At 43.7% G+C, this 20,006-nt stretch carries 19 protein-coding genes; 9 read left to right on the top strand and 10 right to left on the bottom strand.

Going from position 1 to position 20,006, the window contains the following annotated elements; genetic code table 11:
• Window positions 1–79: 79 nt before the first annotated feature.
• The 4 genes from QF117_RS03235 to QF117_RS03220 form a co-directional block, all read right to left on the bottom strand.
• Window positions 80–1,123, bottom strand: coding sequence for a GMP reductase (locus tag QF117_RS03235; protein ID WP_282384609.1), 1,044 nt, complete (start codon window positions 1,121–1,123; stop codon window positions 80–82).
• A gap of 594 nt (window positions 1,124–1,717) precedes the next feature.
• Window positions 1,718–2,167: a PAS domain-containing protein gene (locus tag QF117_RS03230; protein WP_282384608.1), complete on the bottom strand. Its 450-nt coding sequence runs from the start codon at window positions 2,165–2,167 to the stop codon at window positions 1,718–1,720.
• Entirely contained in the window at window positions 2,167–3,171 is a 1,005-nt protein-coding gene (locus QF117_RS03225) for a response regulator (protein WP_282384607.1), read from the bottom strand. Before QF117_RS03225 ends, QF117_RS03230 begins: the two co-directional genes overlap by 1 nt.
• 229 nt (window positions 3,172–3,400) lie before the next feature.
• Window positions 3,401–3,862, bottom strand: a complete 462-nt coding sequence (locus tag QF117_RS03220) for a TetR/AcrR family transcriptional regulator (protein ID WP_282384606.1) — start codon at window positions 3,860–3,862, stop codon at window positions 3,401–3,403.
• A gap of 421 nt (window positions 3,863–4,283) precedes the next feature.
• On the opposite strand from QF117_RS03220, the gene QF117_RS03215 reads away from it, so the two are divergent.
• Together QF117_RS03215 and QF117_RS03210 are read left to right on the top strand one after the other, a co-directional pair.
• Window positions 4,284–4,583, top strand: a complete 300-nt coding sequence (locus tag QF117_RS03215; protein WP_282384605.1) for a DUF406 family protein — start codon at window positions 4,284–4,286, stop codon at window positions 4,581–4,583.
• A gap of 209 nt (window positions 4,584–4,792) precedes the next feature.
• Entirely contained in the window at window positions 4,793–5,392 is a 600-nt protein-coding gene (locus QF117_RS03210) for a hypothetical protein (protein WP_282384604.1), read from the top strand.
• 230 nt (window positions 5,393–5,622) lie between these two features.
• Here the strand turns inward: QF117_RS03210 and QF117_RS03205 are convergent, their stop codons facing one another.
• Window positions 5,623–6,726, bottom strand: coding sequence for a 1-acyl-sn-glycerol-3-phosphate acyltransferase (locus QF117_RS03205; protein WP_282384603.1), 1,104 nt, complete (start codon window positions 6,724–6,726; stop codon window positions 5,623–5,625).
• Between the two features lie 179 nt (window positions 6,727–6,905).
• Between QF117_RS03205 and QF117_RS03200 the strand changes: the two genes are divergently transcribed.
• Window positions 6,906–7,520 (top strand): hypothetical protein, encoded by a 615-nt coding sequence (locus QF117_RS03200; RefSeq protein WP_282384602.1) that lies wholly within the window; start codon window positions 6,906–6,908, stop codon window positions 7,518–7,520.
• Window positions 7,521–7,603: 83 nt separating this feature from the next.
• Here the strand turns inward: QF117_RS03200 and QF117_RS03195 are convergent, their stop codons facing one another.
• Complete coding sequence (locus QF117_RS03195) at window positions 7,604–8,965, bottom strand: alpha-amylase family glycosyl hydrolase (RefSeq protein ID WP_282384601.1); 1,362 nt, start codon at window positions 8,963–8,965, stop codon at window positions 7,604–7,606.
• A gap of 296 nt (window positions 8,966–9,261) precedes the next feature.
• Here QF117_RS03195 and QF117_RS03190 point away from each other — a divergent pair, with 296 nt between their 5' ends.
• Both QF117_RS03190 and QF117_RS03185 read left to right on the top strand, forming a co-directional pair.
• Window positions 9,262–9,897: a DsbA family oxidoreductase gene (locus QF117_RS03190; protein ID WP_282384599.1), complete on the top strand. Its 636-nt coding sequence runs from the start codon at window positions 9,262–9,264 to the stop codon at window positions 9,895–9,897.
• Between the two features lie 180 nt (window positions 9,898–10,077).
• Window positions 10,078–10,998 (top strand): M14 family metallocarboxypeptidase, encoded by a 921-nt coding sequence (locus QF117_RS03185; protein WP_282384597.1) that lies wholly within the window; start codon window positions 10,078–10,080, stop codon window positions 10,996–10,998.
• A gap of 115 nt (window positions 10,999–11,113) precedes the next feature.
• Here QF117_RS03185 and QF117_RS03180 read toward each other — a convergent pair whose 3' ends face one another.
• Both QF117_RS03180 and QF117_RS03175 read right to left on the bottom strand, forming a co-directional pair.
• Entirely contained in the window at window positions 11,114–11,614 is a 501-nt protein-coding gene (locus QF117_RS03180; RefSeq protein WP_282384595.1) for a porin family protein, read from the bottom strand.
• A gap of 20 nt (window positions 11,615–11,634) precedes the next feature.
• Window positions 11,635–12,732, bottom strand: a complete 1,098-nt coding sequence (locus tag QF117_RS03175) for an alkene reductase (RefSeq protein WP_282384593.1) — start codon at window positions 12,730–12,732, stop codon at window positions 11,635–11,637.
• A 241-nt stretch (window positions 12,733–12,973) separates the two neighbouring features.
• Here QF117_RS03175 and QF117_RS03170 point away from each other — a divergent pair, with 241 nt between their 5' ends.
• Window positions 12,974–13,897, top strand: a complete 924-nt coding sequence (locus tag QF117_RS03170; protein ID WP_282384592.1) for a LysR family transcriptional regulator — start codon at window positions 12,974–12,976, stop codon at window positions 13,895–13,897.
• 221 nt (window positions 13,898–14,118) lie between these two features.
• On the opposite strand, the gene QF117_RS03165 is transcribed toward QF117_RS03170, so the two are convergent.
• Entirely contained in the window at window positions 14,119–15,129 is a 1,011-nt protein-coding gene (locus QF117_RS03165; protein WP_282384591.1) for a metal-dependent hydrolase, read from the bottom strand.
• A gap of 279 nt (window positions 15,130–15,408) precedes the next feature.
• On the bottom strand, window positions 15,409–16,257 hold the full coding sequence (locus tag QF117_RS03160) for an NAD(P)H-binding protein (RefSeq protein ID WP_282384590.1): 849 nt from the start codon (window positions 16,255–16,257) through the stop codon (window positions 15,409–15,411).
• Window positions 16,258–16,356: 99 nt separating this feature from the next.
• Between QF117_RS03160 and QF117_RS03155 the strand changes: the two genes are divergently transcribed.
• The 3 genes from QF117_RS03155 to QF117_RS03145 all read left to right on the top strand — a co-directional run bounded on the left by QF117_RS03155 (window position 16,357) and on the right by QF117_RS03145 (window position 19,919).
• Window positions 16,357–17,259, top strand: coding sequence for a LysR family transcriptional regulator (locus QF117_RS03155; protein WP_282384589.1), 903 nt, complete (start codon window positions 16,357–16,359; stop codon window positions 17,257–17,259).
• 303 nt (window positions 17,260–17,562) lie between these two features.
• Window positions 17,563–17,982: a VOC family protein gene (locus tag QF117_RS03150; protein ID WP_282384588.1), complete on the top strand. Its 420-nt coding sequence runs from the start codon at window positions 17,563–17,565 to the stop codon at window positions 17,980–17,982.
• 605 nt (window positions 17,983–18,587) lie between these two features.
• Window positions 18,588–19,919: an MFS transporter gene (locus QF117_RS03145; protein WP_282384587.1), complete on the top strand. Its 1,332-nt coding sequence runs from the start codon at window positions 18,588–18,590 to the stop codon at window positions 19,917–19,919.
• Window positions 19,920–20,006: the final 87 nt, after the last annotated feature.

The following is a 20,006-nucleotide window of genomic DNA, read 5'->3' as shown; positions in this document are numbered from 1 at the left end:
TATACGGTTTATCACAAACAAAAAGAGCCACTATCAATAGTGGCTCTTTGAAACTAAAAGTCCCTTAACGATTAATCGCTTATTCTTTACCGAAAACGTTGTTCTCTTGCTCTTGAACGCGGATGAACGTGGTGCGTTTCGTTAGCTCTTTAAGCTTTGCTGCGCCTACGTATGTACAAGTTGAACGTACGCCACCAAGGATGTCATTGATAGTGTCGTTTACGTCACCACGGAATGGTAATAGCACGGTTTTTCCTTCCGCTGCACGGTAGTTAGCAACACCACCAGAGTGCTTAGACATAGCCGACTGAGAAGACATGCCGTAGAACTTCATGTACGTTTTACCGTCTTTTTCGATCACTTCACCGCCAGACTGTTCGTGGCCGGCTAACATACCGCCAAGCATAACGAAATCGGCGCCGCCACCGAATGCTTTAGCTACGTCTCCAGCACAGGCACAGCCACCGTCTCCAATGATCATACCGCCTAGGCCGTGGGCTGCGTCAGCACACTCGATGATGGCCGACAGTTGCGGGTAGCCAACGCCAGTTTTAACACGTGTCGTACATACAGAACCTGGGCCAATGCCCACTTTCACAATGTCTGCGCCCGCTAGGATAAGCTCTTCACACATATCACCGGTAACAACGTTACCCGCAGAAATAGTCTTTGTTGGGAATTCAGCACGCACGCGCTCTACATACTCGACTAAGTGCTCCGAGTAACCGTTTGCGATATCAATACAAATAAACTCTAGGTCTTCGCTTAATGCTAAGATCTCTTTTGTCTTTTCAAATTCACGGTCAGAGGTACCTGTAGAGACAAATACTTTATTTAGCGTTTCTTTATCAGCACCTTTTACAAACTCCGCCCATTGCTCAACGCTGTAATGCTTGTGCATTGCCGTCATTACGCCGTGCTTAGCAAGCTCGGTTGCCATTTCGAAACTGCCCACTGAATCCATATTGGCAGCAATAACTGGGGTGCCCGACCATTGACGACCGCTATGCTTGAATGTAAACTCGCGGGTTAAATTTACTTGAGAACGACTTTTTAGTGTTGAACGCTTAGGGCGAAACAGTACATCTTTAAAGCCTAACTTAAGTTCTTGTTCGATACGCATTGTGTAAATTCCTTGATTTGTGAATACATGTTCCAGTGGGCGTCTAGCTTGCTTAACTTGGTACAGTCATCACAAAGCATAGTGCGTTGGTAACTCGTTGGCAGACGGTTTACCTTTCTTCGGACACAAAAAAACCGGAGCGTTGGCAGACGCTCCGGTTTTCAGCATTATAGGCTGCGATTTTTTTCCTGCAAGTCTGATAAATCAATTTTTTTTGTGTTACCTTACGTAGGAAAGCACCCACGCAAATCAGACTCATCACCCGCTTTATCTATGTTTTTAAATTTCAATAGCTTACATTAAAATCAACCCAACTACTGCGGTTTTTTTGTACCTGTATTTTCACACATCCAACGATTCTATACGCTCCTCAGGTTCATTCCGTGAAGTAACGCACTCTTTGTCTGTCTGTTTTTTCATCGACTTTGTTTAACTATCAGTCAATCACGCGGGTTATTACCCGCATAATTTTCCTTTTGCTCTATATCTGCACTTAGGATCTTCACCTAGGAGCGCTTATTGCTACAGCCATCCATCGTTCAGAAAACGGCAACTCGACGTCGTGCCATGTCATTACTTGCCACTTGTTACTTGCTACTTGTCACTTCTCGCTTCCAGGGAGGCTAAGGCTTCCGTCGTAGCATCTTGAATAGACAAAAACATCGACTTTATCTGACCTGTCGGTGAACGCATGGGGTTGAGCGTGACGTTTTGGTACATAAACGGAGACTGCTGCGTAACAGGACGAACATTTCGGCAGTGAAACAGATAAGGCCGCTGTTGCCAGGTGATAAAGCTTCTGCAACCAAGATCGTACACAGGCTTGGTTTTCAGGCGAAACCATTCTTCGGGTATTTCAGGAAACAGCTCAAACAGTGATTTTCCGATGGCGTCATGACCTTGAGTACCGCTATGATGCGTCATAAATCCGTTCCAAACTTGGACGTTATAATCGCGATCAATAACAATGAGCCCCATATCGACGTTTTGCACCATGTCCACCATCCAGTGGAATTGTTCAAACTCTGCAGGAAGATTCAGCATTAAAAGTCCTCCATTAGGTAGGCTAGTTTATTGTCCAGTAGCGGCAAGGATTCATCCACAAACATAAACAGGAGATCACAACGAATAGACGTGCCATCAATGCTATAACTGACTTCAAAGGTCATGGTTTTGGTAAACGAGCCGCTGGTCGAATTAATGACAGAATCAATAGAGATGTGCTGGCCAAGTAACACCGGAGAGCTTTGGAAGAAACGAACTTCTGACTGCTCCCCTAACCCGTTTAGAAATGACCCCACCAATATATTAGAGACATCCATCAATAGCTCTAACTCTTCGAGCTCTTCACTGTCGGCAGGTACTTTCATCAGCTTTTTCAGGTCTTCAACACTGGAGTCACTGAGTAAAACCAAGGCCTCGCCTGCAATTCCTTCACCACTAAACCCCTGACACACTCCAGAAACTTGGTCATTATCAGCGAGGTCGCGAAGTGCCATATGAAGTTCACTAAGTTCAAGAATATTGACATTAGGGAGAGGCAAATGGACAAACACATCGAAGTGTCGCGCCAACGCATCAGCCGCCCGGCCAATGGAGACGTTAGCCACTTCCATGTAGATGTCTCGGCGACGTAAAATCGGCAGTTCAAGAGACACAGGCGTGATGATTTGAGGCTGGACACGAGGGGCGACCAGTGTTTTTAACGCCTCGTTAAGCAGCTTTTTATCGATCGGTTTCTGAATGAAATCTTTCGCACCAAAAGCCATCACTCGCTCTTTGGCTTTAGGCTGAATATCCCCCGAAACAACGACAACTGGAATGTCGTAACCGCGCTTTTGTATTTCTTCTAATGTGCCGAAGCCATCTAACTCAGGCATGGTGAGATCGAGAAACATCAGCTTATATTCATTTTGCTCAAGCTTTTCTAAAGCATCCAGCCCATGAACGGCAAAAGTAATATCAGCATTAAGTGATGCAGGGAGAGAACGAGCCATCTGTTTTCGAGCCAAAGCAGAATCATCACAGATGAGAACGGGGTAAGACATGCGTTCACCTACTAGTTTATAACCATCATTTAATTAGAGTGTAACAGATAGTTACCGCATTGCCGCCCGAATAAGCGTATTTCGTTCTTTTCGTTGATTAAACTATCAATTCGGTACAAAAAACACTCACAAAACCGGTGTGCTCAATCAGGATTTAACAATAAACGTCATAAAAAAAGCACCCTACGCTGAGGATGCTTTTCTGAATAGAGAAAGAGTGTAGCGGGTGTTATCGAGCCATTCTAATCAAGGACTTTCCGACAAGCCATTCGATTTCTCGACCACTGGCTTCACCAAAATGTTCTTCTGTTACTTTATACAAACGAGTGATGCCATGATCAGCAAATTCGTGAGCACGCTCAGCGGTCACAATATGATGGAAAAGCAGTCTGAGTATGGCGATAAACTCTTTGTTATTTAGGGCCGAAATCCAACTCTCTGAAAACAGAGATAGGTCGCCAGTAAAATCGAGATGCTCGACAAAAATCTTAAAAATGCGGCCATCTAGCGCAGCGGTAAAGTCGGTTTTTTTAGGGAAATGGTGGCTAATACCTGTGCGAGATACTCCAGTTTGCTGGCTTAACGTGGTGTACGACATCTTGTCATAACCGAGTGTTAATAACTGATCTACAACTGCATCCATAATTTTTTGGATAGTAATTTCAGTATCTTCTTTGCTACGCTTTGGCATGGTTAGAATCTTCTCTCTGTTAACTACTTAGCTCAGCCTTGAGCTTAAGTAGGTTCAGCTATAAATATCGGATCGTTGTCGGGTTGCATCATCCCAATTGCTTACCATAACCAAAGTTAGGGATATAAATGAGCAAATCGTATTGATATGCATTGCCAACAACTCATTGACCGGAATGATGTTACATATCCAATCAATAGACAACTCAGGCTTAAAGGTTCCGGTGTGTTTTTGCTGTTCGTTTGCGTATTTATTCGACTCACCTCACACTTCAAGGGGCTTTGTTCATTATTTTTGGATTATACACACCACAAAAACAGTATAACATTCGGTTTCTGAATTGCTAAAGTCCATTCTTTTTTTGTGGATAGAGATCAAATTGATAGGTAGTATGTCGTGAGTTTACTTAGGAGAATATGTGATGAGCATTGATAAATTCAATAATGAAGTATGTGAAGCTTGCGGCAGTGCGGGTGAGATTGGTTTCATCATTAAAGAAGGAGATGATGTTTCTGAAGTCACGATCTATTCTAACGATGCCTCTCAACTTAAAGTCGAGCTAGATAAGTACCTAGCGCTCGCAAAAGAAGTGTGTGCAAAGGTTGAATATGAAATATCAGACATCACTGACACATCAAAAGAAGCCGTTGTGCGCTTTCAATTTGAAGTCAGTGCAGAAAAGCTGATTTTTGAATTGAAGACTCGCTCTCTGCGACGCTAATGCGTCACTAAATGAGAGTCACCCTACGACTTAGAGGGTGGCTTTCTACTCATCTTCTATTCATTCCCATATTGATTTCCGCTCTTCTGGCCTTAAGCTTTCTTACCCACTTGTCCGAGTAAGTATCACAGTTTTTTGGAGTAACCATTGAATCGTTGAGCTATCCTAACGATACTGACGATTGAATCCGTTACGCTTGGCCCTTCTGCATGAAAGCTGTTTTCTTTTTGGTACTGCTGTTGTTTTTGTCTCCTATCACCTCTGGTGAGCCGCTTGATCATTACAAAATTCTGAATCACTTAGATAACTACGGCAATCTAGATCTGCGCAATAAACCCTATACCTCACTCCCTGATGGCCTTGTAGTAAAAGGGAACCTGAACATTTCCAAAACATCAATCAAAAAGCTGCCAAATGGTTTAGCGATCAATGGGAGCCTTGAAGCCACCAACTGCGAGTTAAGTAGGATTCAGAAAGGAACCACGATTAAAGGTTACGCAAACTTACTTGGCGCAAAGCTCACTCGTTGGCCCGGCGGCGTTAAAGTGGGCGGCTACATCAACCTAACCGATACCCTAGTCGCGACCTTGCCGCCTAGAATGAGGGTTAAAGGGGATTTAAGCGTGATAAGAACCCCATTAGAGCAGTTACCTGAAGGGATTGTTGTTGAAGGCAGTTTGTTTATTGGCGGATCCGCCATCACTACGTTTCCAGATACGATGACGGTGAATGGCAATATCTACCTTGGTGGCAATACCATCACTCAATGGCCTTCTAATCTTACGCTTGGTGGCGCGGTGGCTCGTTAAAACCTGCTAATCATAAAACCTTAATATTCGTTAAACCCCAATATTCGTTAAACCCTAATGATTGAGCAATACGGGATACGAGATAAGGGCTATAGTTTGGTGTTTTTTAGGGTAAAGAATTGACAGTTTCATGCTGCTCTTATCGCTGCCATTGAAACGCCGGACAAACTCACTTGATACAAAAAGAGATGCGCGATGGCATCTCTTTTCAATCGACGTTCGGTTTCAATTTAGATCTGGTTATGCACGGGATTTGCGTAGCTATCAAGCAAGTATTTGTGCGCATCGAGAGGCAATTGTTCAAGCTTTTCCTGCAAACTTTTTCGCGTTTCCGGTCCAACATCGGCACCCATATCTGCCGCTAATGTATTAATTGGAAACAGTTTGTAATTCTCGTGAATTTGACGATCTAACTCAACAGCAAGTTCATCGGGTGTTTCGTACGATTGAGTGATGACATCACCAAACGCCACATGAACCTTCCCTTTGTCACCAACAATGCCTTGAATGATACTTTCAATATCTTCAAACTCGCCTTTCTCATACTCTCCATGAGTCGCTTTTGCGTATAGCTCACGGGCTTTAGCAATGTCACATGGGTCGTTCTCGTAAGAGATCGAAACTGGCACGATTCTGAGTGATTTAGCGTAGTCGCCAAAACTGATTTTTTGCTTCCTACCTTCAACATGGAACATTTTTAGAATCGCTGGATCGGTGAAATCGTTGCCGTCTTTTGCTCGGCCTTCTTTCTGTGCAATCCAAATCGAGTTACCCGAATCAAGAGAATGCTTGATGTACCCCGAAAGTGTGCCAAGCATCTTCATCATTTCACGTGGGCCTTTTGCAGAACGCTTGACGATAAAGCTCTTATTGAGACGCATTAATTCCGTTGCACACGGCTTTTTCAATAAGTTATCACCTATCGCAATTCTTACTGTTTTATGACCACTTTCATTGAGACCATAGTTGACTAACGCCGGATCCATCGCGATATCTCGGTGGTTCGATACGAACAAATAAGAGGTCTGTTTATCGAGTTTATCCAAACCACTGAATGTAACACCGTTTGTTGTCGTCTTGAGGGTATTGACCAGGTACTTCTTTACCTCATTCTGAATGGCTTCAATGCTGTTCAATTTTTTCCATTTGAATTTCAAATACACTTTAACAAAAGGGCTCATGACCGCCATAAACCAAGGCGCATGATTGGAAAAACGATGCTGAAGGATCGCGCTGATGAATTCTTCATCATGAATTAAACGATCAAGTGCCGCGGGAATTTCTTCGTCATTGTAAGGACGAATGTCTAGATAAGGATCAGTATTTGAAGTCATTAGTTACTACGTAATAAAAAAAAGCTCGCCTATTCTACTCATAGTTACGTTGGTAATCAGCAATAGAGTTCTCAGAACCCAAAAGGTCTGACCAGATATTTGTGATTAGCCTTGCGTTCTATTGGCATTTTTTTCTAGAAAAGGTAATCTTGTCGCCCCCAAACACTGAGGCCTAACCCATGCATTACGCGGTTCAACATCACATTGCCCAATACGATTTCTTAACCACAACCCCTCGTAGACAGGTAATCAAGCATCGCTTAATTCGTGTGCTCGAAGGGATGATGCTGGTCCGTTTGGGAAAAAATGAATACGCGGTAAAGCCTGGAGAATCCATGTGGATCCCACTTGATTGCTTAAACAGCCTCACTTTTTTTCCATGCAGTCGTGTTCAATCTATCGATTTTTCGTCTCGTTTGGATCTAAAATTCCCGAAGAAATCCGGGCAAATCACACCCGATACGTTGCTCGCTTCACTATTAGATCAGCTTGCTCAAGATGAACGCTCACCAGAAGATGCCTATCTACAAGCACTATTAACGCTGGTTAAATTTGAAGCGCTCAATCTAACCCCTGCGTTAAAGCTCAATGAATTAAGCCGTGCCATTTCCTCATGGCTACCACTGGAATCAACAACGTTAGATGCACAAGTTCAGATAGCCCTGCTGATTAGAGAAGCGAAAAAACGCTCTCTTTCAGGGCAAAAAAAGGCACTCATCGTGGAACAGCTTTTCGCTGGAAGTGAAAATGAGTGCGATCAAGTGGCGGCTCTCATTTTGGGCCAACCACTGTAACGCGTTATTAGATCGAGGTTGGCACAAAATAGCACTGACTCAGAAGGGAACTTACTCAGAAGGGAACTGACTCAGAACAGAGCTCACTCAGAAGCGTGCTTAACGAGCATCATACTGCTGCAAGGCTTTACCTTGAGCGTGAGACGATTATTGTGCGCCTCGATAATTTGCCCCGTTAGCCAATCACACCATGTTCCATCGACTGAAATGTCTACCGTGCTTGCTCGCTTCGACTTGTTAAGAACCACAACGCCCTCTTCCCCACGACCAAAGATCAGTACATCTTCACTGGCTTCGATTTTTTTCATTGGCAGACCGTGCATGCGATTATAAAAGCCAATACGTTTGATAATCCGCAGGTCGTTCCAGATATCTTGCCAGCGCGGAGCGCCATTGGTGTCTTTAAATTGGCTCGTATCCAGATCACTGTAGATAAGCGGTGCGCCGCCATCACGCCCCAATATGTAACTGTAAGCGAGCCATTCGTTCTCTTCAGTCATGACTAAATTTTCAAACACATCGTTATTGGGGATGTCGTGAGTAATAGCAAAGGTGATCGCTCGACGCTTGGATAATGCTTGCCCAAAACAATACGGATCCACCAACGATTTCAAGCTTCCGTTTGGTTGCAGTGCATCAAATACCGTCTGAAACAGTGGGAAGTCATACGCGCCAAGTCGTGTTTCCTTTAAATATGGCTCTAAGAACAGTTCATACTCTTCACGCGTCGCGCCGCCATCGGTGATAATTTCACCGAAGATATGCACATCTTGCGTCATATCTTCGCTCCAAACCTTTTGAAGTTGCTTTAGCGTAATGTGTTTCGCCGCATCAATCCGAAACCCTTTGACCCCTAGGTCTTTTAACGCTTGCAAATACTGTCGTTGTAGCTCAATCACACGCTCACTGTCTCTTAACGTAGGCAACCCAGGGTCCGATGGGCCTCCGGTGATACGGCCATTTTGTACTTGCCATTTATCGAACCAATCTTCGATTCCAAATGCTTCGATAAAATCATCTTGTGTAAACAGTGGTTCAGATAAGTCACCAAATAAACGAAGGGCTTGATAGTCATCTGCGTTGTCTTGATAGTGCTTTAAGTCTTCTTTGCTAGGGTATTGTAAATCGTTACGGATAGACGATTCATTTGCCATATGATTAAACACCACATCGACGTACACGTAGATATCGTATTTGGCTAAGCTTTCAAGCATGTCGATGAAGTCGTGAGTATTTCCAAGCTGATTGTCGATCACTCGGTAGTCTTGAGGCTGGTATCTCTGCCACCATTTTGTGCCGTTAGGCTGCTTTAGTGATTTCATCGGTGGTGAGATCAATACCGATTTATAACCGGCCTTGGCAATGGCTTCAGAGCGCTCTTTTACTAGTGCATATGGCCAATCAAATGCGTGTAAAATAACGTTCGCATAGTTCACGTTTTCCATACGTATTCAATTCCTTAAATGATGAGTGTAAACTTGCAATAAGCCCATTATAAAGGCGTTTCCATGAAATACCGTCCCCCTTTTTGCTCATCCCCATTTATCAGCAAAGGGGCGTAGGAAGCCTTCCTGCTGTATCAATGACCCTTTAGCCGCTGTTTGGATGCAAAGGTGAGGATTACTCAATTCTAATAACGCCATCAATTTTAAGCATTCAAGGCGCTTTTTACTCAAGCAAATGGAGCCGTCACCTCTATACTCTATGTGAGAGTTGAAAGGAGAATGAAAAGGAGAGTGTAATGGCATTGCGTGTCGACATTGTTTCAGATGTTGTTTGTCCTTGGTGTGTCATCGGCTACCTAAGGCTAGAGCGCGTGCTTGACCGTCTCGCATTAAGCGATCACCTGGAAATTCATTGGCATCCGTTTGAGCTAAACCCAGCAATGCCACAAGAAGGCATGGACTTATACCAATATACCTTTGAAAAATACGCGATCACGAGTGACGCGAGTGAAAGTGCTCGTCAGTCGATTCATCAATTGGGTTTAGATCTCCACTTTACCTTCAACTTTTCTCAGGACATGAAAATCTATAACACTCGCAAGGCTCACCAACTGCTAATGTGGTCGGCACAGTTTGGCCTGCAATACAGCCTAAAAATGGCACTCTTTAACGCGTACTTTACTCAGCAGCTCGATATTAACGACGCTGAGACGCTATGTAACATTGCTCGGTCGGTTGGGCTCAATGCCGGTGTTGCCCAGCAGGTGATCAATGACGATAGCTGGAAACAAGCCGTTGCCGTCACTGAGCAACAATGGGTTGAGGCAGGTATTAACGCCGTGCCGACGTTCATCATCAATCAAAAACAAATTTTAGTGGGCGCTCAAACCGAGGCAACCTTAACGGACGTCATTAAAAACGCACTGTTATGAGTTGTAAATAAACAGGTTGAAAAAAAAGACGGCAGATAGAAAAGCAGATAAAAGAGGTAAATAAGCATTCAATTAAAACACCTATCTATTGCTTCGTATTCATACTGTTAGTCAATAATGATTGCTCTCATTTCCTAGTCGTCATAAGCTCATTCAAAACCAATAATAATAGGTAAAGTCATGAACCGCTCATCTACATATCACATCGGTACTCCCGGCCAACCATGGGGCGACAAAGAACGCACAGAATGGCGAGAGCAAACCAGCATAAAACGCGAATACAGCCAAGATGTGATCCCGAAGATTCAAGCCTTAGCTAAGCAGTTTGATGTCGAACAGTACGGCACATTGTCGTATGACCCAGAACGATACCCACTCTTTTGCATCAAAACTCGCCAGTGGGATGAGAACAAACCCACCGTGCTGATCACTGGTGGCGTTCACGGTTACGAAACCAGTGGTGTTCATGGGGCGTTGAAATTTGTTGAAACTCAAGCCGATTTTTACAGCCAGTACTTCAATATTGTTGTCGCCCCTTGTGTCAGCCCTTGGGGTTATGAAACGATTAATCGCTGGAACCCCAATGCTGTCGATCCTAACCGTTCTTTTTACGAAAATTCCCCCTCTGAAGAATCCGCTAACCTGATGGCATTGGTGAAAGGGCTAAATCGTGAACTTTACATCCATGTGGATCTTCACGAAACCACCGACAGCGATGAAACCGAATTTCGCCCTGCCCTCGCGGCTCGTGATGGTCAGCCTTACATCAAAGGCTCTATCCCCGATGGATTCTATACCGTTGGCGATACAGAAAACCCAGCGGAAGAATTTCAGCGTGCGGTGATTCAATCGGTTAAGCAAGTGACTCATATCGCCCCGCCAGATGAACACAATCAGATTATTGGATCAGATGTGGTTCAGCACGGCGTGATTAACTACCCATTAAAAGCGCTTTCTCTTTGCGGTGGGCTGAGTAATTGTCGATTCGGCACCACAACAGAAGTGTACCCTGATAGTGAAAAAGTGACCGACGAGGAGTGTAATCACGCACAAGTCGCGGCGATCATTGGGGCGCTTGACTACGGAATTGCTCAACTTTAATGCTTTTTGGTTTCTACTTCTGTCTATCTTCGAGTCAGTATTAAGTCGACTCGAAGATAGACGTTTCCGAAGTGATGGTTTTGCTCGTTAAGGAATCAATGGCAGGCTTTAAACATCAGTTGAACCGATAATTTAGCCCGGCACTCAGACTGTCTTCATCAATATTAATCTGGTTAGATTTCATCCCGAATGAGTGATTGTAATTACTGACAATCTGAAAATGATTATTAATGTTGTAACCTAAAGACACCCCTATCAAGGCACCTAAGTCCGATACTTTTAACTGATCATCTTTATACTGGGCATAGGTCACCCCTGCTTCTGGCGAAACAAAGACGTTAGATTGCTGAATACTCCATGACTTCTCGACACCAAGACTGTAACTATCGTAATCCGCACCATCACCGGTAAGCGTTGATGCCGTACCTTTAATACTCCCCCACCCTAGCTCACTTGCAGACAGAAATTTAAAGCCACCAACATTCGCATGATGGCCTCCGACGTTAAGATTACCCCGCTCGTAATTAACGCCGAAGTAAGTCTGAACATCCCGCGCTTGAGAAGCCATTGGTAACAAGGCAATTATTGCCATAGCAATCACATTTATATGCTTCATGTTTTCTCTCCAATCGTGAATTAAATGTCGTTGAATGCTGGGTAGTCAATATAACCATGTGCATTCCCACCAAACAGAGTCGTATTATCTAGGTCTGCGAGTTTATGGCCATGCTTCAAACGCGACACCAAATCGGGGTTCGAGACGAATGGACGTCCGAAGGCAACCAGGTCAGCGTAGCCTTTGTTTAGGACTTCTTCAGCGCGTTCTTGGGTGTAACTGCCCGCGACGATGATGGTGTTGGTAAAGATCTCTCGCAGTTCGATTCGAAAGCGTTCAGGTATCATTGGTGCATCATCCCAATCAGCTTCTGATAAGTGCATGTAAGCAATATCACGAATTTGCAGTTCTTTTGATGCTTCAAGGATTGTTGGAACAATATCAGGGCAATCCATATCTTTAAATGTGATGAAAGGGGCAAGGCGCACCCCGACTTTATCTGCCCCGATGGCTTCAATCACGGCATCAACCACTTGAAGAAGAAAACGGATACGGTTACTTCGGGTGCCTCCATAACTATCCATGCGCTTGTTTGAGTTGGTGCGAAGGAATTGATCGATAAGATAGCCATTACCGCCATGGATCTCTACGCCATCAAACCCTGCGTCGATAGCTCGTTTGGCAGAGTAAGCGAAGTCTTGAACGACTCGGTCGATATCCACCTGCGTCATCTCGCGTGGTTGAACACAATCAACCATGCGGCCATTACCTTGTTCATCAGCAATCCAAACCTTCGTTTCAACTGGCGCTAGAGCAGTAGGCGCGATCGGTCGTTCTCCCTTCTGAAAGATTGGGTGAGAAACTCGGCCCACGTGCCATAACTGGCAGAATATAGCTGCACCTTGGTCTTTGGTTGCTTGCGTGACGGCTTGCCAACCTTTCACCTGTTCATTGGTATAAACACCGGGCGTGAATGAGTACCCTTGTGAGTCGTCAGAAATCTGAGTCGCTTCTGAGATAATAAGACCCGCGGCAGCGCGTTGTTGATAATAAGTCGCCATCATTTCATTGGGTACGTTGCCCGGTTGACTTGTGCGAGCGCGAGTCATGGGAGCCATGACAACGCGATTTTTTAACCCTAGCTCTTTTAGGTTTGTTCTCTGGAATAATTTACTCATGATATTGCTCTTATTCTGCTCGGTTAATGTTCATTGTTCATTGTTCATTGACGGGTGGGCGTACTAGTCGTCATTGCATCCGTTTGATTTTCGTGAACCAAACGTTGAAGTTTCGCCAACCATACTGAGTTACCCTTTGTCGCTTTTCATCCATGAGCACCATTATATTCATTCGCAAAATTTAAATAATTAGCTAAAATATGAAAACATTATTCAGATAAATTGAAGAATAGGAGACAGAGTGGATAAGTTTTCTGATATGGCTATGTTCGTGAGTATTGTGAAGCACCAAGGATTAGCCGCTGCGGGGCGTGAACTAAGCCTTTCTCCGGCAACGGTCACAGCAAGATTACAGGCTTTAGAGGAACGGTATGGTGTGAAACTACTGAATCGAAGCACAAGACATGTTTCACTGACCGATTCTGGCGAGCTCTATTATAAAGCCTGCCTTGAAATATTGGAGGATGTCCGTGAGGTAGAAAATCTTATTCAGAATGATGTCAAAGCGGTAAAAGGCACCATAAGAATCGGGGCACCAAAGGATATCGGTAAACAATATATTCTTCCTATAGTGAATGAGTTCTCTGAACAGTACCCAGATGTTGTGCCGTATCTCTATTTGAGCGATCAAGTATCCAATATTGCAGAGTCTGGGGTGGATATTGCGATTCGATATGGGGAACTTGCTGATAGCAGCTTGATCTCTCGACAACTGGCACCAAGCCAACGAGTACTGTGTGCATCACCGGAATACCTAGCAAAGCATGGAGTACCATTAACACCAAAGGATTTGGTTCACCATGATTGCCTCGTCATGCTAAGCAGTGATCAAGAGTTGAAGACATGGCGCTTCAGGGAGAAAGACAAGAACACATCCATCACGGTAACCCCTAAGCGATTTTCAGATGATGGTGAAGTGATTAGAAGCTGGGCATTAGAAGGGGCAGGAATAGCACTGAAATCGATCCTAGATGTGCAAGCCGATATTAATAACCAACGTCTGATCACCGTACTCGACGGTTATATGAAGAATTTCAATGCATCAACGTCAGTATCTAGCGCAAACTTGAATGTTCTCTATATCAGCAAGAAATATCAGCCAAAACGGATTCGATTGTTTTTAGACTTTCTGTTCAAGCGGTTCAATGAGTTAGTTAAAAATTGAGAAGAAAGCGTTTTCACCGAACACTTTCACCCCGTCGCATCCATCACCAAATGCTGATTATTCCTTTAACCTGGTCTCGAACGCTACGTTAGCCGTTTGGTCTTGTTTACGAATATAGGCATTACCATGAGAGTTGGTGTAATGCTAAGTCATTAAAAAACTCGATATGCCACATTTACATTGCTCGATCTATACCTTGGTCAGGCACTTCCAAACCTAATTTAATCCATCGGTGCTGCTAACAGCATATTAAAAAAGAGTTGTCTGGAGTCTGGAGTATTGTCTCGGTGTGTTGTGTACTCTACGTGCGCATCCATATTAGAGATTGTTGATAGCCTGATGCTCCATAACGCATTAAGCTGGTTGGGTACCATTGAATACCTCACGTCGATGATGCGCATCTCATCGGCTGGATCTTGCGCTAAATACCCATTGGAGAACCAGCGAAAACGTTCAATATCCTTCGCTTGTTGCGAATTCGGGTCGAGCCATGGAAAGTCTCTGCTGACGTCTAGCTTAGCAACGGATTCGCCGGGATATCGTCTTACTGATGTGCCCACTCTCACGGCATCTACGTAGTAGTCTTCCTCGGTTTCGTAAACCACTTTCCACACCAAAAGATTAGCGAAACTTGGTTTTGCTTCTAACCGAATCGGTGCATGCTGCCGCTCTTTCGCTAATGCCCATCCAGCGGTTTCAGCTCTGTCCCTTTGCACCATCCCTAACGTCAAATAAATCATAACCCAAAGAAACGCAACCCGTGCAAGCCAAGGTGCTCGCTTCAGCGTTGCAAAGACCAGTAGTACCAATATGGGGAGGGTGAAAACAGGATCGATAATAGAAATGGTGTTCCAAGCATAACGCTCATTGGTAAGAGGCCAAAACAACTGAGTACCATACGTTGTGCAGGAATCCAACAACGCATGAGTGCTATAGCCCAAAGCGCAATAAAACCAACTTTGCTTAAACGAAAGCCCACGCTGCTTTCCGAACAGATGATGCAAAGCCAGAGCGCAAATGACACTTCCAATAGGGATAAATAAAAGTGAATGAGTAAATTGTCGATGGAACTCCAAAAACAGTAACGGATCGCTTTGTGACCGAATGAATACATCCAAATCCGGTGCCATTCCAGCGAGTAGCCCAAACACTCCAGCGACAACCAAGTGTTGTTTTTTGCTCGCTGATTGTGACAAAGAAGCACCCAACACACCTTGCGTTAATGGATCCATAATTAACTCATTGATCGTTCGTGACTTAATAGTAGACCATAGGTCAATCTTCACCGCAAAGAAATCATCATTACCGCCTTTTTGATTATCCATTACGATTGTAGTTGTAGTTGTAGTTGTAGTTGTAGTTGTAGTTGTAGGGAAATAGACAAAATCGAGTCAGCTCATACTGTCTAACTTACCTTGATGACTTCGTATTAAATCGGAGCAGTAGCCGTATTAATTATGATAAACAATAAAGACTCCCAATACATGGGAGCCCTATTGTGCAACCAGCATTTAGTTTGCCTTTAACCAATCGGATAGACGTGTTGAAGCCGTAAGTGGGTGGTCTAAAGTGATAGGGTCTGGCTCTTCTCCCACTTTCTCGGTGTATGACAATAAATCGACCGCATCCAGTAGCGTGTCATCACCCAATTCTTTGGCGTACTCCCAAGCCTCACTCTCTGTCATGTGATATCTGGCTAGTTTTTTTTCTTTTGCGAAGAAATCTGCAGCTTCGGTGATGGTCAGGCTTTCCGGTCCTAGTAGAGTTAGTCGCTTATTGTATAGCTCTGGCAGCTTATAACTTTGCACGACAGCCTTGGCATAATCACCAGCGCTGATCCATCGCAGCGGTTTCGTTGACTCACACATCGTGGTTACTGTTTCTTGGTCAACCAATAAGTTCAGGGTCTCGAAAAACCAACTTGGCAAATAGGCCATGTAAGGTATACCGCTGTTCTTTAGCAGGTTTTCTGCTTCTAGTTTTGCCTGTGTATCGATTCTGAAGCTATTTTTTTCATACGCCGTCGCGGTTGAAATCATGGTGATTAGTTGGATGGTCGATGTATCGACAGCGTCAAGAATGTGTTGTGTTCCCTCAATGTGATTTTGGAGATAAGTCTCAGGACTGTTCCCACTGAGGTTGATGTGAATAGCTTCTACATCCTTCAATGCGGCAGTTAAGCTCTCTTGGTTAAATAAGTTGGCTTCGACAAATTCAAATTGCGGCCCTTGAAACATCTTACGAGCTTTCGATGAATCTCTAGAAATGATGCGAACAGTATAGCCCTCATGAGCGAGTTGTTTTGCGACAGGTAAACCCAGCATGCCAGTAGCACCAATTACAGCAGTTGTTTTAAACATAATAAGACTCCTTGTGAATGAGGTATCAATCATAAGTGGTATTGATTAATGTTATTAGTAGGATAAAGTGGGTGTCTGCTTATCATAAATGGGATAAATATGGATCTTGAAGCGAGCTTATGGTTTTCGACGGTGGTTAAAATGGGGTCTTTTTCGAAAGCTGCTTTCGAATTAGGCGTGCCGACCAGCACAGTGAGTCGACGTATCGCCAACCTGGAAGGTCAATTGGGGGTAACGTTGCTGGTTAGAAATACGCGAAGCATGCAGCTAACCCAGTCTGGGACGGAGTATTTGGCTCTAACCAAACAGCTCGAATTGGGTTACCAATCATTAAAAGATTGGCAAGACAACCAATCGCAGGTCTCAGGCACGTTGCGTATCACAGCCCCATTACAATTTGTTGATTGGCCACTCAGTGACTGGGTCATCGAATTTAAATCGACCTACCCAAGACTCAACATCGAAATGGTTGGCAGTAACGAAAACCTTGATTTCTACGAAGATAGAATTGATATCGCATTTCGTCAGGGGCCGTTATCAGACTCTGATCTGAAGCAGCGACGTTTGTTTGGGTTACAGTACGGTATCTATGCCTCTCCTAAGTGGGTGAAAGAACACGGTGAGCCCCTAGATTTAGCGTCGTTACAGACACACGAGGTGGTGAATATTGGTGTGAAGGGCAAGGGGTTTCCGTGGTTAGTTAAGCAAGGTAATAAACAGCATGCCATCTTCCCGAAATCTGGATTGTTACTAGAGTCTCCAAAGCAGGCAGTAAGAGCCGCAAAAGCGGGCTTAGGAATGATCTATGTCCCGTATTTTGATGCGCATTCCGCCATAGGCAATGGAGAAATTGTACCGATATGCGAAGCGCTCTGGCCAGATGGGATCAGCTTTTATCTTGTATTTCATGAATCGAGAACGCGATCGAAAAAGTTGTCGACGTTTATCGAGTTTATTTTAAACAAACAGCAAGAACTTCTAACACTTCCTGGCATTCGTTAATCATATATATTACGCGTACATGGGCATTCGCTAACTGTGGGTTGCTCAAACTTTCGAGCAAAACCATTTTATGAAAAACAAGGCTCCCTTTGTCACCAGCCAGTAACATTTGATTGGCGACCTATTCACCTTCTTTCCTGAAAAAATGGCCTAGCTAAGAACTAGGCTACTCTTTTTAATAAGGCAAAAAGCAATACGCCATTATTATTAATTAAAAATAGGTCAAAAAAGCGCTTTACCTCAACCTAACTTAAGGTTTTATGCTGTTCCTATTGACTCAAAAGAAACCTTAAAGAGAGACGTATGATTAAATTAGAACATATAAACTTAGTCGTTAAAGATATTCCTCAAATGCTGAAGTTCTATAGAGCGGTATTTCCTCATTGGACAGTGCGCGATGAAGGGCAAGGTGAGTGGTACGGTAAACCTCGCAATTGGCTTCACTTTGGTGATGAGTACCAGTACATAGCAATGAGCGATCATGGTGAAGGAGAAAATCGAAACTTATCAGGGCACCAAATTGGCCTTGCACACTTTGCTTATGAGACCAATAACATCGAAGCGGTAATAGAGCGTTTGACTCAAGCGGGTTTCCCAATCGCAAAAGATGGAGCTGTTGAACCTTACCGAAAAAATGTCTATTTCGTTGACCCAGCTGGTTTTGAAATTGAGTTTGTCGAGTACTTAAGTGATGATCCTAAAAAGCGAAATCTTTCACAATAAAAGAAGATGACGGGGCGATCACATGATGACTCAATGACAGCTAACGCCTATTTAAACAGAAGGGGGATGAGCATATCGATCTAGCGTGCAAGATCCATTGTGTTTCATTCGCTTCAAAGTGTGTCTGTAAGAAAAAAGTCGCTCATAATAGAGCGACTTTATGCCTGGTTAGCTTGCTGCTCGTGAGAGCCCTAGGTATAAGCCTACGATGATTGCGACAATACTAGCTGATCCCATGATTAGCACTGCAAATACAGTAAGGTCCATCTTAATCCCCTGTTTTATAAAGATAATATTACATCGCTGAGCATTATATCGATAAACAAGGTGAGAAAAACGATTTTCGGGTCTGGGTTATTCTGTTGTTACAATTTTTAATTCCAGCCAAGTATAAAGATCACTTCAAGTTGAAATAGCCGTATTGCTCTCTTTAATATTTATCAAATTCGTATTTCAGCGTTGTTGACTGGAAGAAATCAACCGATGTGTACCTATAACAAGGTAGAACCTAAACAAAAACTTAAGAGTTTTTGCGACAATACCATGATTTAAAAGACTGCAGGGTATATACATAATGAATGTATTGCCCCAAATGAAGAGAATTCATGACGCTCAAAGAGATCCTTAAAATAGATAATGTCCGCTACTTCTTAATGTTTCGAAGCAGTTACTTTGCGCGTTTTTATTACCCAGTGTTCACCTTACTCTATTTGGATTACGGTTTAACTCTATCTCAATTTGCCATGCTTAACGTGGTTTGGGCTGGCACCATTGTTCTTGCTGAAGTCCCATCAGGCGCATTTGCCGACACCTTAGGGCGAAAAAAGCTCGTGGTGCTATCGTCCATTGTCATGTTTATTGAAATAGCCATGATCGCCGCTGTGCCTACTGGTAACCCAAACTTGGTATTCATCGTGTTTTTGATCAACCGAATATTAAGTGGATTAGCGATGGCGTTAGCAAGCGGTGCGGATGAAGCGTTAGCTTATGACACCTTAAAAGAGCAAGGAAAAGAAGAGTTGTGGCCGCGAGTCTTGCAAATCCAACTTCGCGTTGCTTCAAGTGTGGGTATCTTTGTCACGCTAGTAGGAGCCGCTATGTACGATGTAAACTTTATGGCTAGCGTTTTTCATATTCTCGGATTAGCAGAACCAGAAAGCACCCAAGACCTGATGCGCATTCCCGTTTATGCCACCTTATTCGTCGCGATGATCGCTATTTATTCAGCTATAAACATGCGGGAAGAGAAAAAAACACTGCCAACCGATCAAACCAAATTGGCAACAACCATAGCCAGTCTGAAATTAACGGCCAATACGGCTAAGTGGGTGTTTGCTACGCCCTATGTGCTTTTCATATTGCTCTACTACAGCTTATTTGAACATACCTCGAGAATGTTCCTGACCATGAATAGCCAATACTATCTCGCCATTAATATTCCTATTATCTATTTTGGGTTTATCGGCGCTGGAATCAGTCTACTTAAAATCATACTGGCGGGACAAAGTCGTCAGTTAGCGGAAAGCATGCCGCCAAAATCCTTTATTGTGGTCATGGGGTTAGCGACCATGGCGACCTATTATTGGATCAGTTTGGGGTGGTCGATCTACGGGGTAATTCCGGCACTGGTGTTGATCTTTATCATCATGACAATGAACATTTTTATTAGTTATCACCTCAATAAAAAGACCGAATCACACAACAGAGCGACTGTTCTCAGCTTCAAGGGGTTGATGTTTAACCTCGGATACGGCTCGATCGGTATTTTATACGCTTACTACTATAAATTGGTATCTCAGAACTACACCACCCAGGAAATTGAACAGAACCTCGATTTCTTGGCTTCACTCTCTTCGTTTTTTTATTACTTCACCTTATTGTTCGTTTCAATCAGTGCGCTGTTTTATTTCAAGAACAGAAAGACGACTATTTTTTGAGACTTCTGGTTGTGTCGAATAACAACTGAAGCAAAGTAGAATCTTATAGCGCGATTTTTTGTTAGCATAATCAATTAACTTACATAA

Origin of the sequence: Vibrio sp. YMD68 (assembly GCF_029958905.1) — a bacterium.
In the GTDB taxonomy this organism is placed as follows: domain Bacteria; phylum Pseudomonadota; class Gammaproteobacteria; order Enterobacterales; family Vibrionaceae; genus Vibrio.
Note: the sequence above shows the minus strand (reverse complement) of the source record. Positions and strands in the feature narration are given on the sequence as shown.

Coding starts and splice junctions, on each gene's coding strand:
- QF117_RS03180 (WP_282384595.1), bottom strand. CDS start 11,614: ATGAAGCATATAAATGTGATTGCTATGGCAATAATTGCCTTGTTACCA.
- QF117_RS03195 (WP_282384601.1), bottom strand. CDS start 8,965: ATGGAAAACGTGAACTATGCGAACGTTATTTTACACGCATTTGATTGG.
- QF117_RS03215 (WP_282384605.1), top strand. CDS start 4,284: ATGAGCATTGATAAATTCAATAATGAAGTATGTGAAGCTTGCGGCAGT.
- QF117_RS03175 (WP_282384593.1), bottom strand. CDS start 12,732: ATGAGTAAATTATTCCAGAGAACAAACCTAAAAGAGCTAGGGTTAAAA.
- QF117_RS03235 (WP_282384609.1), bottom strand. CDS start 1,123: ATGCGTATCGAACAAGAACTTAAGTTAGGCTTTAAAGATGTACTGTTT.
- QF117_RS03225 (WP_282384607.1), bottom strand. CDS start 3,171: ATGTCTTACCCCGTTCTCATCTGTGATGATTCTGCTTTGGCTCGAAAA.
- QF117_RS03230 (WP_282384608.1), bottom strand. CDS start 2,167: ATGCTGAATCTTCCTGCAGAGTTTGAACAATTCCACTGGATGGTGGAC.
- QF117_RS03150 (WP_282384588.1), top strand. CDS start 17,563: ATGATTAAATTAGAACATATAAACTTAGTCGTTAAAGATATTCCTCAA.
- QF117_RS03160 (WP_282384590.1), bottom strand. CDS start 16,257: ATGTTTAAAACAACTGCTGTAATTGGTGCTACTGGCATGCTGGGTTTA.
- QF117_RS03205 (WP_282384603.1), bottom strand. CDS start 6,726: ATGACTTCAAATACTGATCCTTATCTAGACATTCGTCCTTACAATGAC.
- QF117_RS03200 (WP_282384602.1), top strand. CDS start 6,906: ATGCATTACGCGGTTCAACATCACATTGCCCAATACGATTTCTTAACC.
- QF117_RS03210 (WP_282384604.1), top strand. CDS start 4,793: ATGAAAGCTGTTTTCTTTTTGGTACTGCTGTTGTTTTTGTCTCCTATC.
- QF117_RS03165 (WP_282384591.1), bottom strand. CDS start 15,129: ATGGATCCATTAACGCAAGGTGTGTTGGGTGCTTCTTTGTCACAATCA.
- QF117_RS03185 (WP_282384597.1), top strand. CDS start 10,078: ATGAACCGCTCATCTACATATCACATCGGTACTCCCGGCCAACCATGG.
- QF117_RS03220 (WP_282384606.1), bottom strand. CDS start 3,862: ATGCCAAAGCGTAGCAAAGAAGATACTGAAATTACTATCCAAAAAATT.
- QF117_RS03190 (WP_282384599.1), top strand. CDS start 9,262: ATGGCATTGCGTGTCGACATTGTTTCAGATGTTGTTTGTCCTTGGTGT.
- QF117_RS03155 (WP_282384589.1), top strand. CDS start 16,357: ATGGATCTTGAAGCGAGCTTATGGTTTTCGACGGTGGTTAAAATGGGG.
- QF117_RS03145 (WP_282384587.1), top strand. CDS start 18,588: ATGACGCTCAAAGAGATCCTTAAAATAGATAATGTCCGCTACTTCTTA.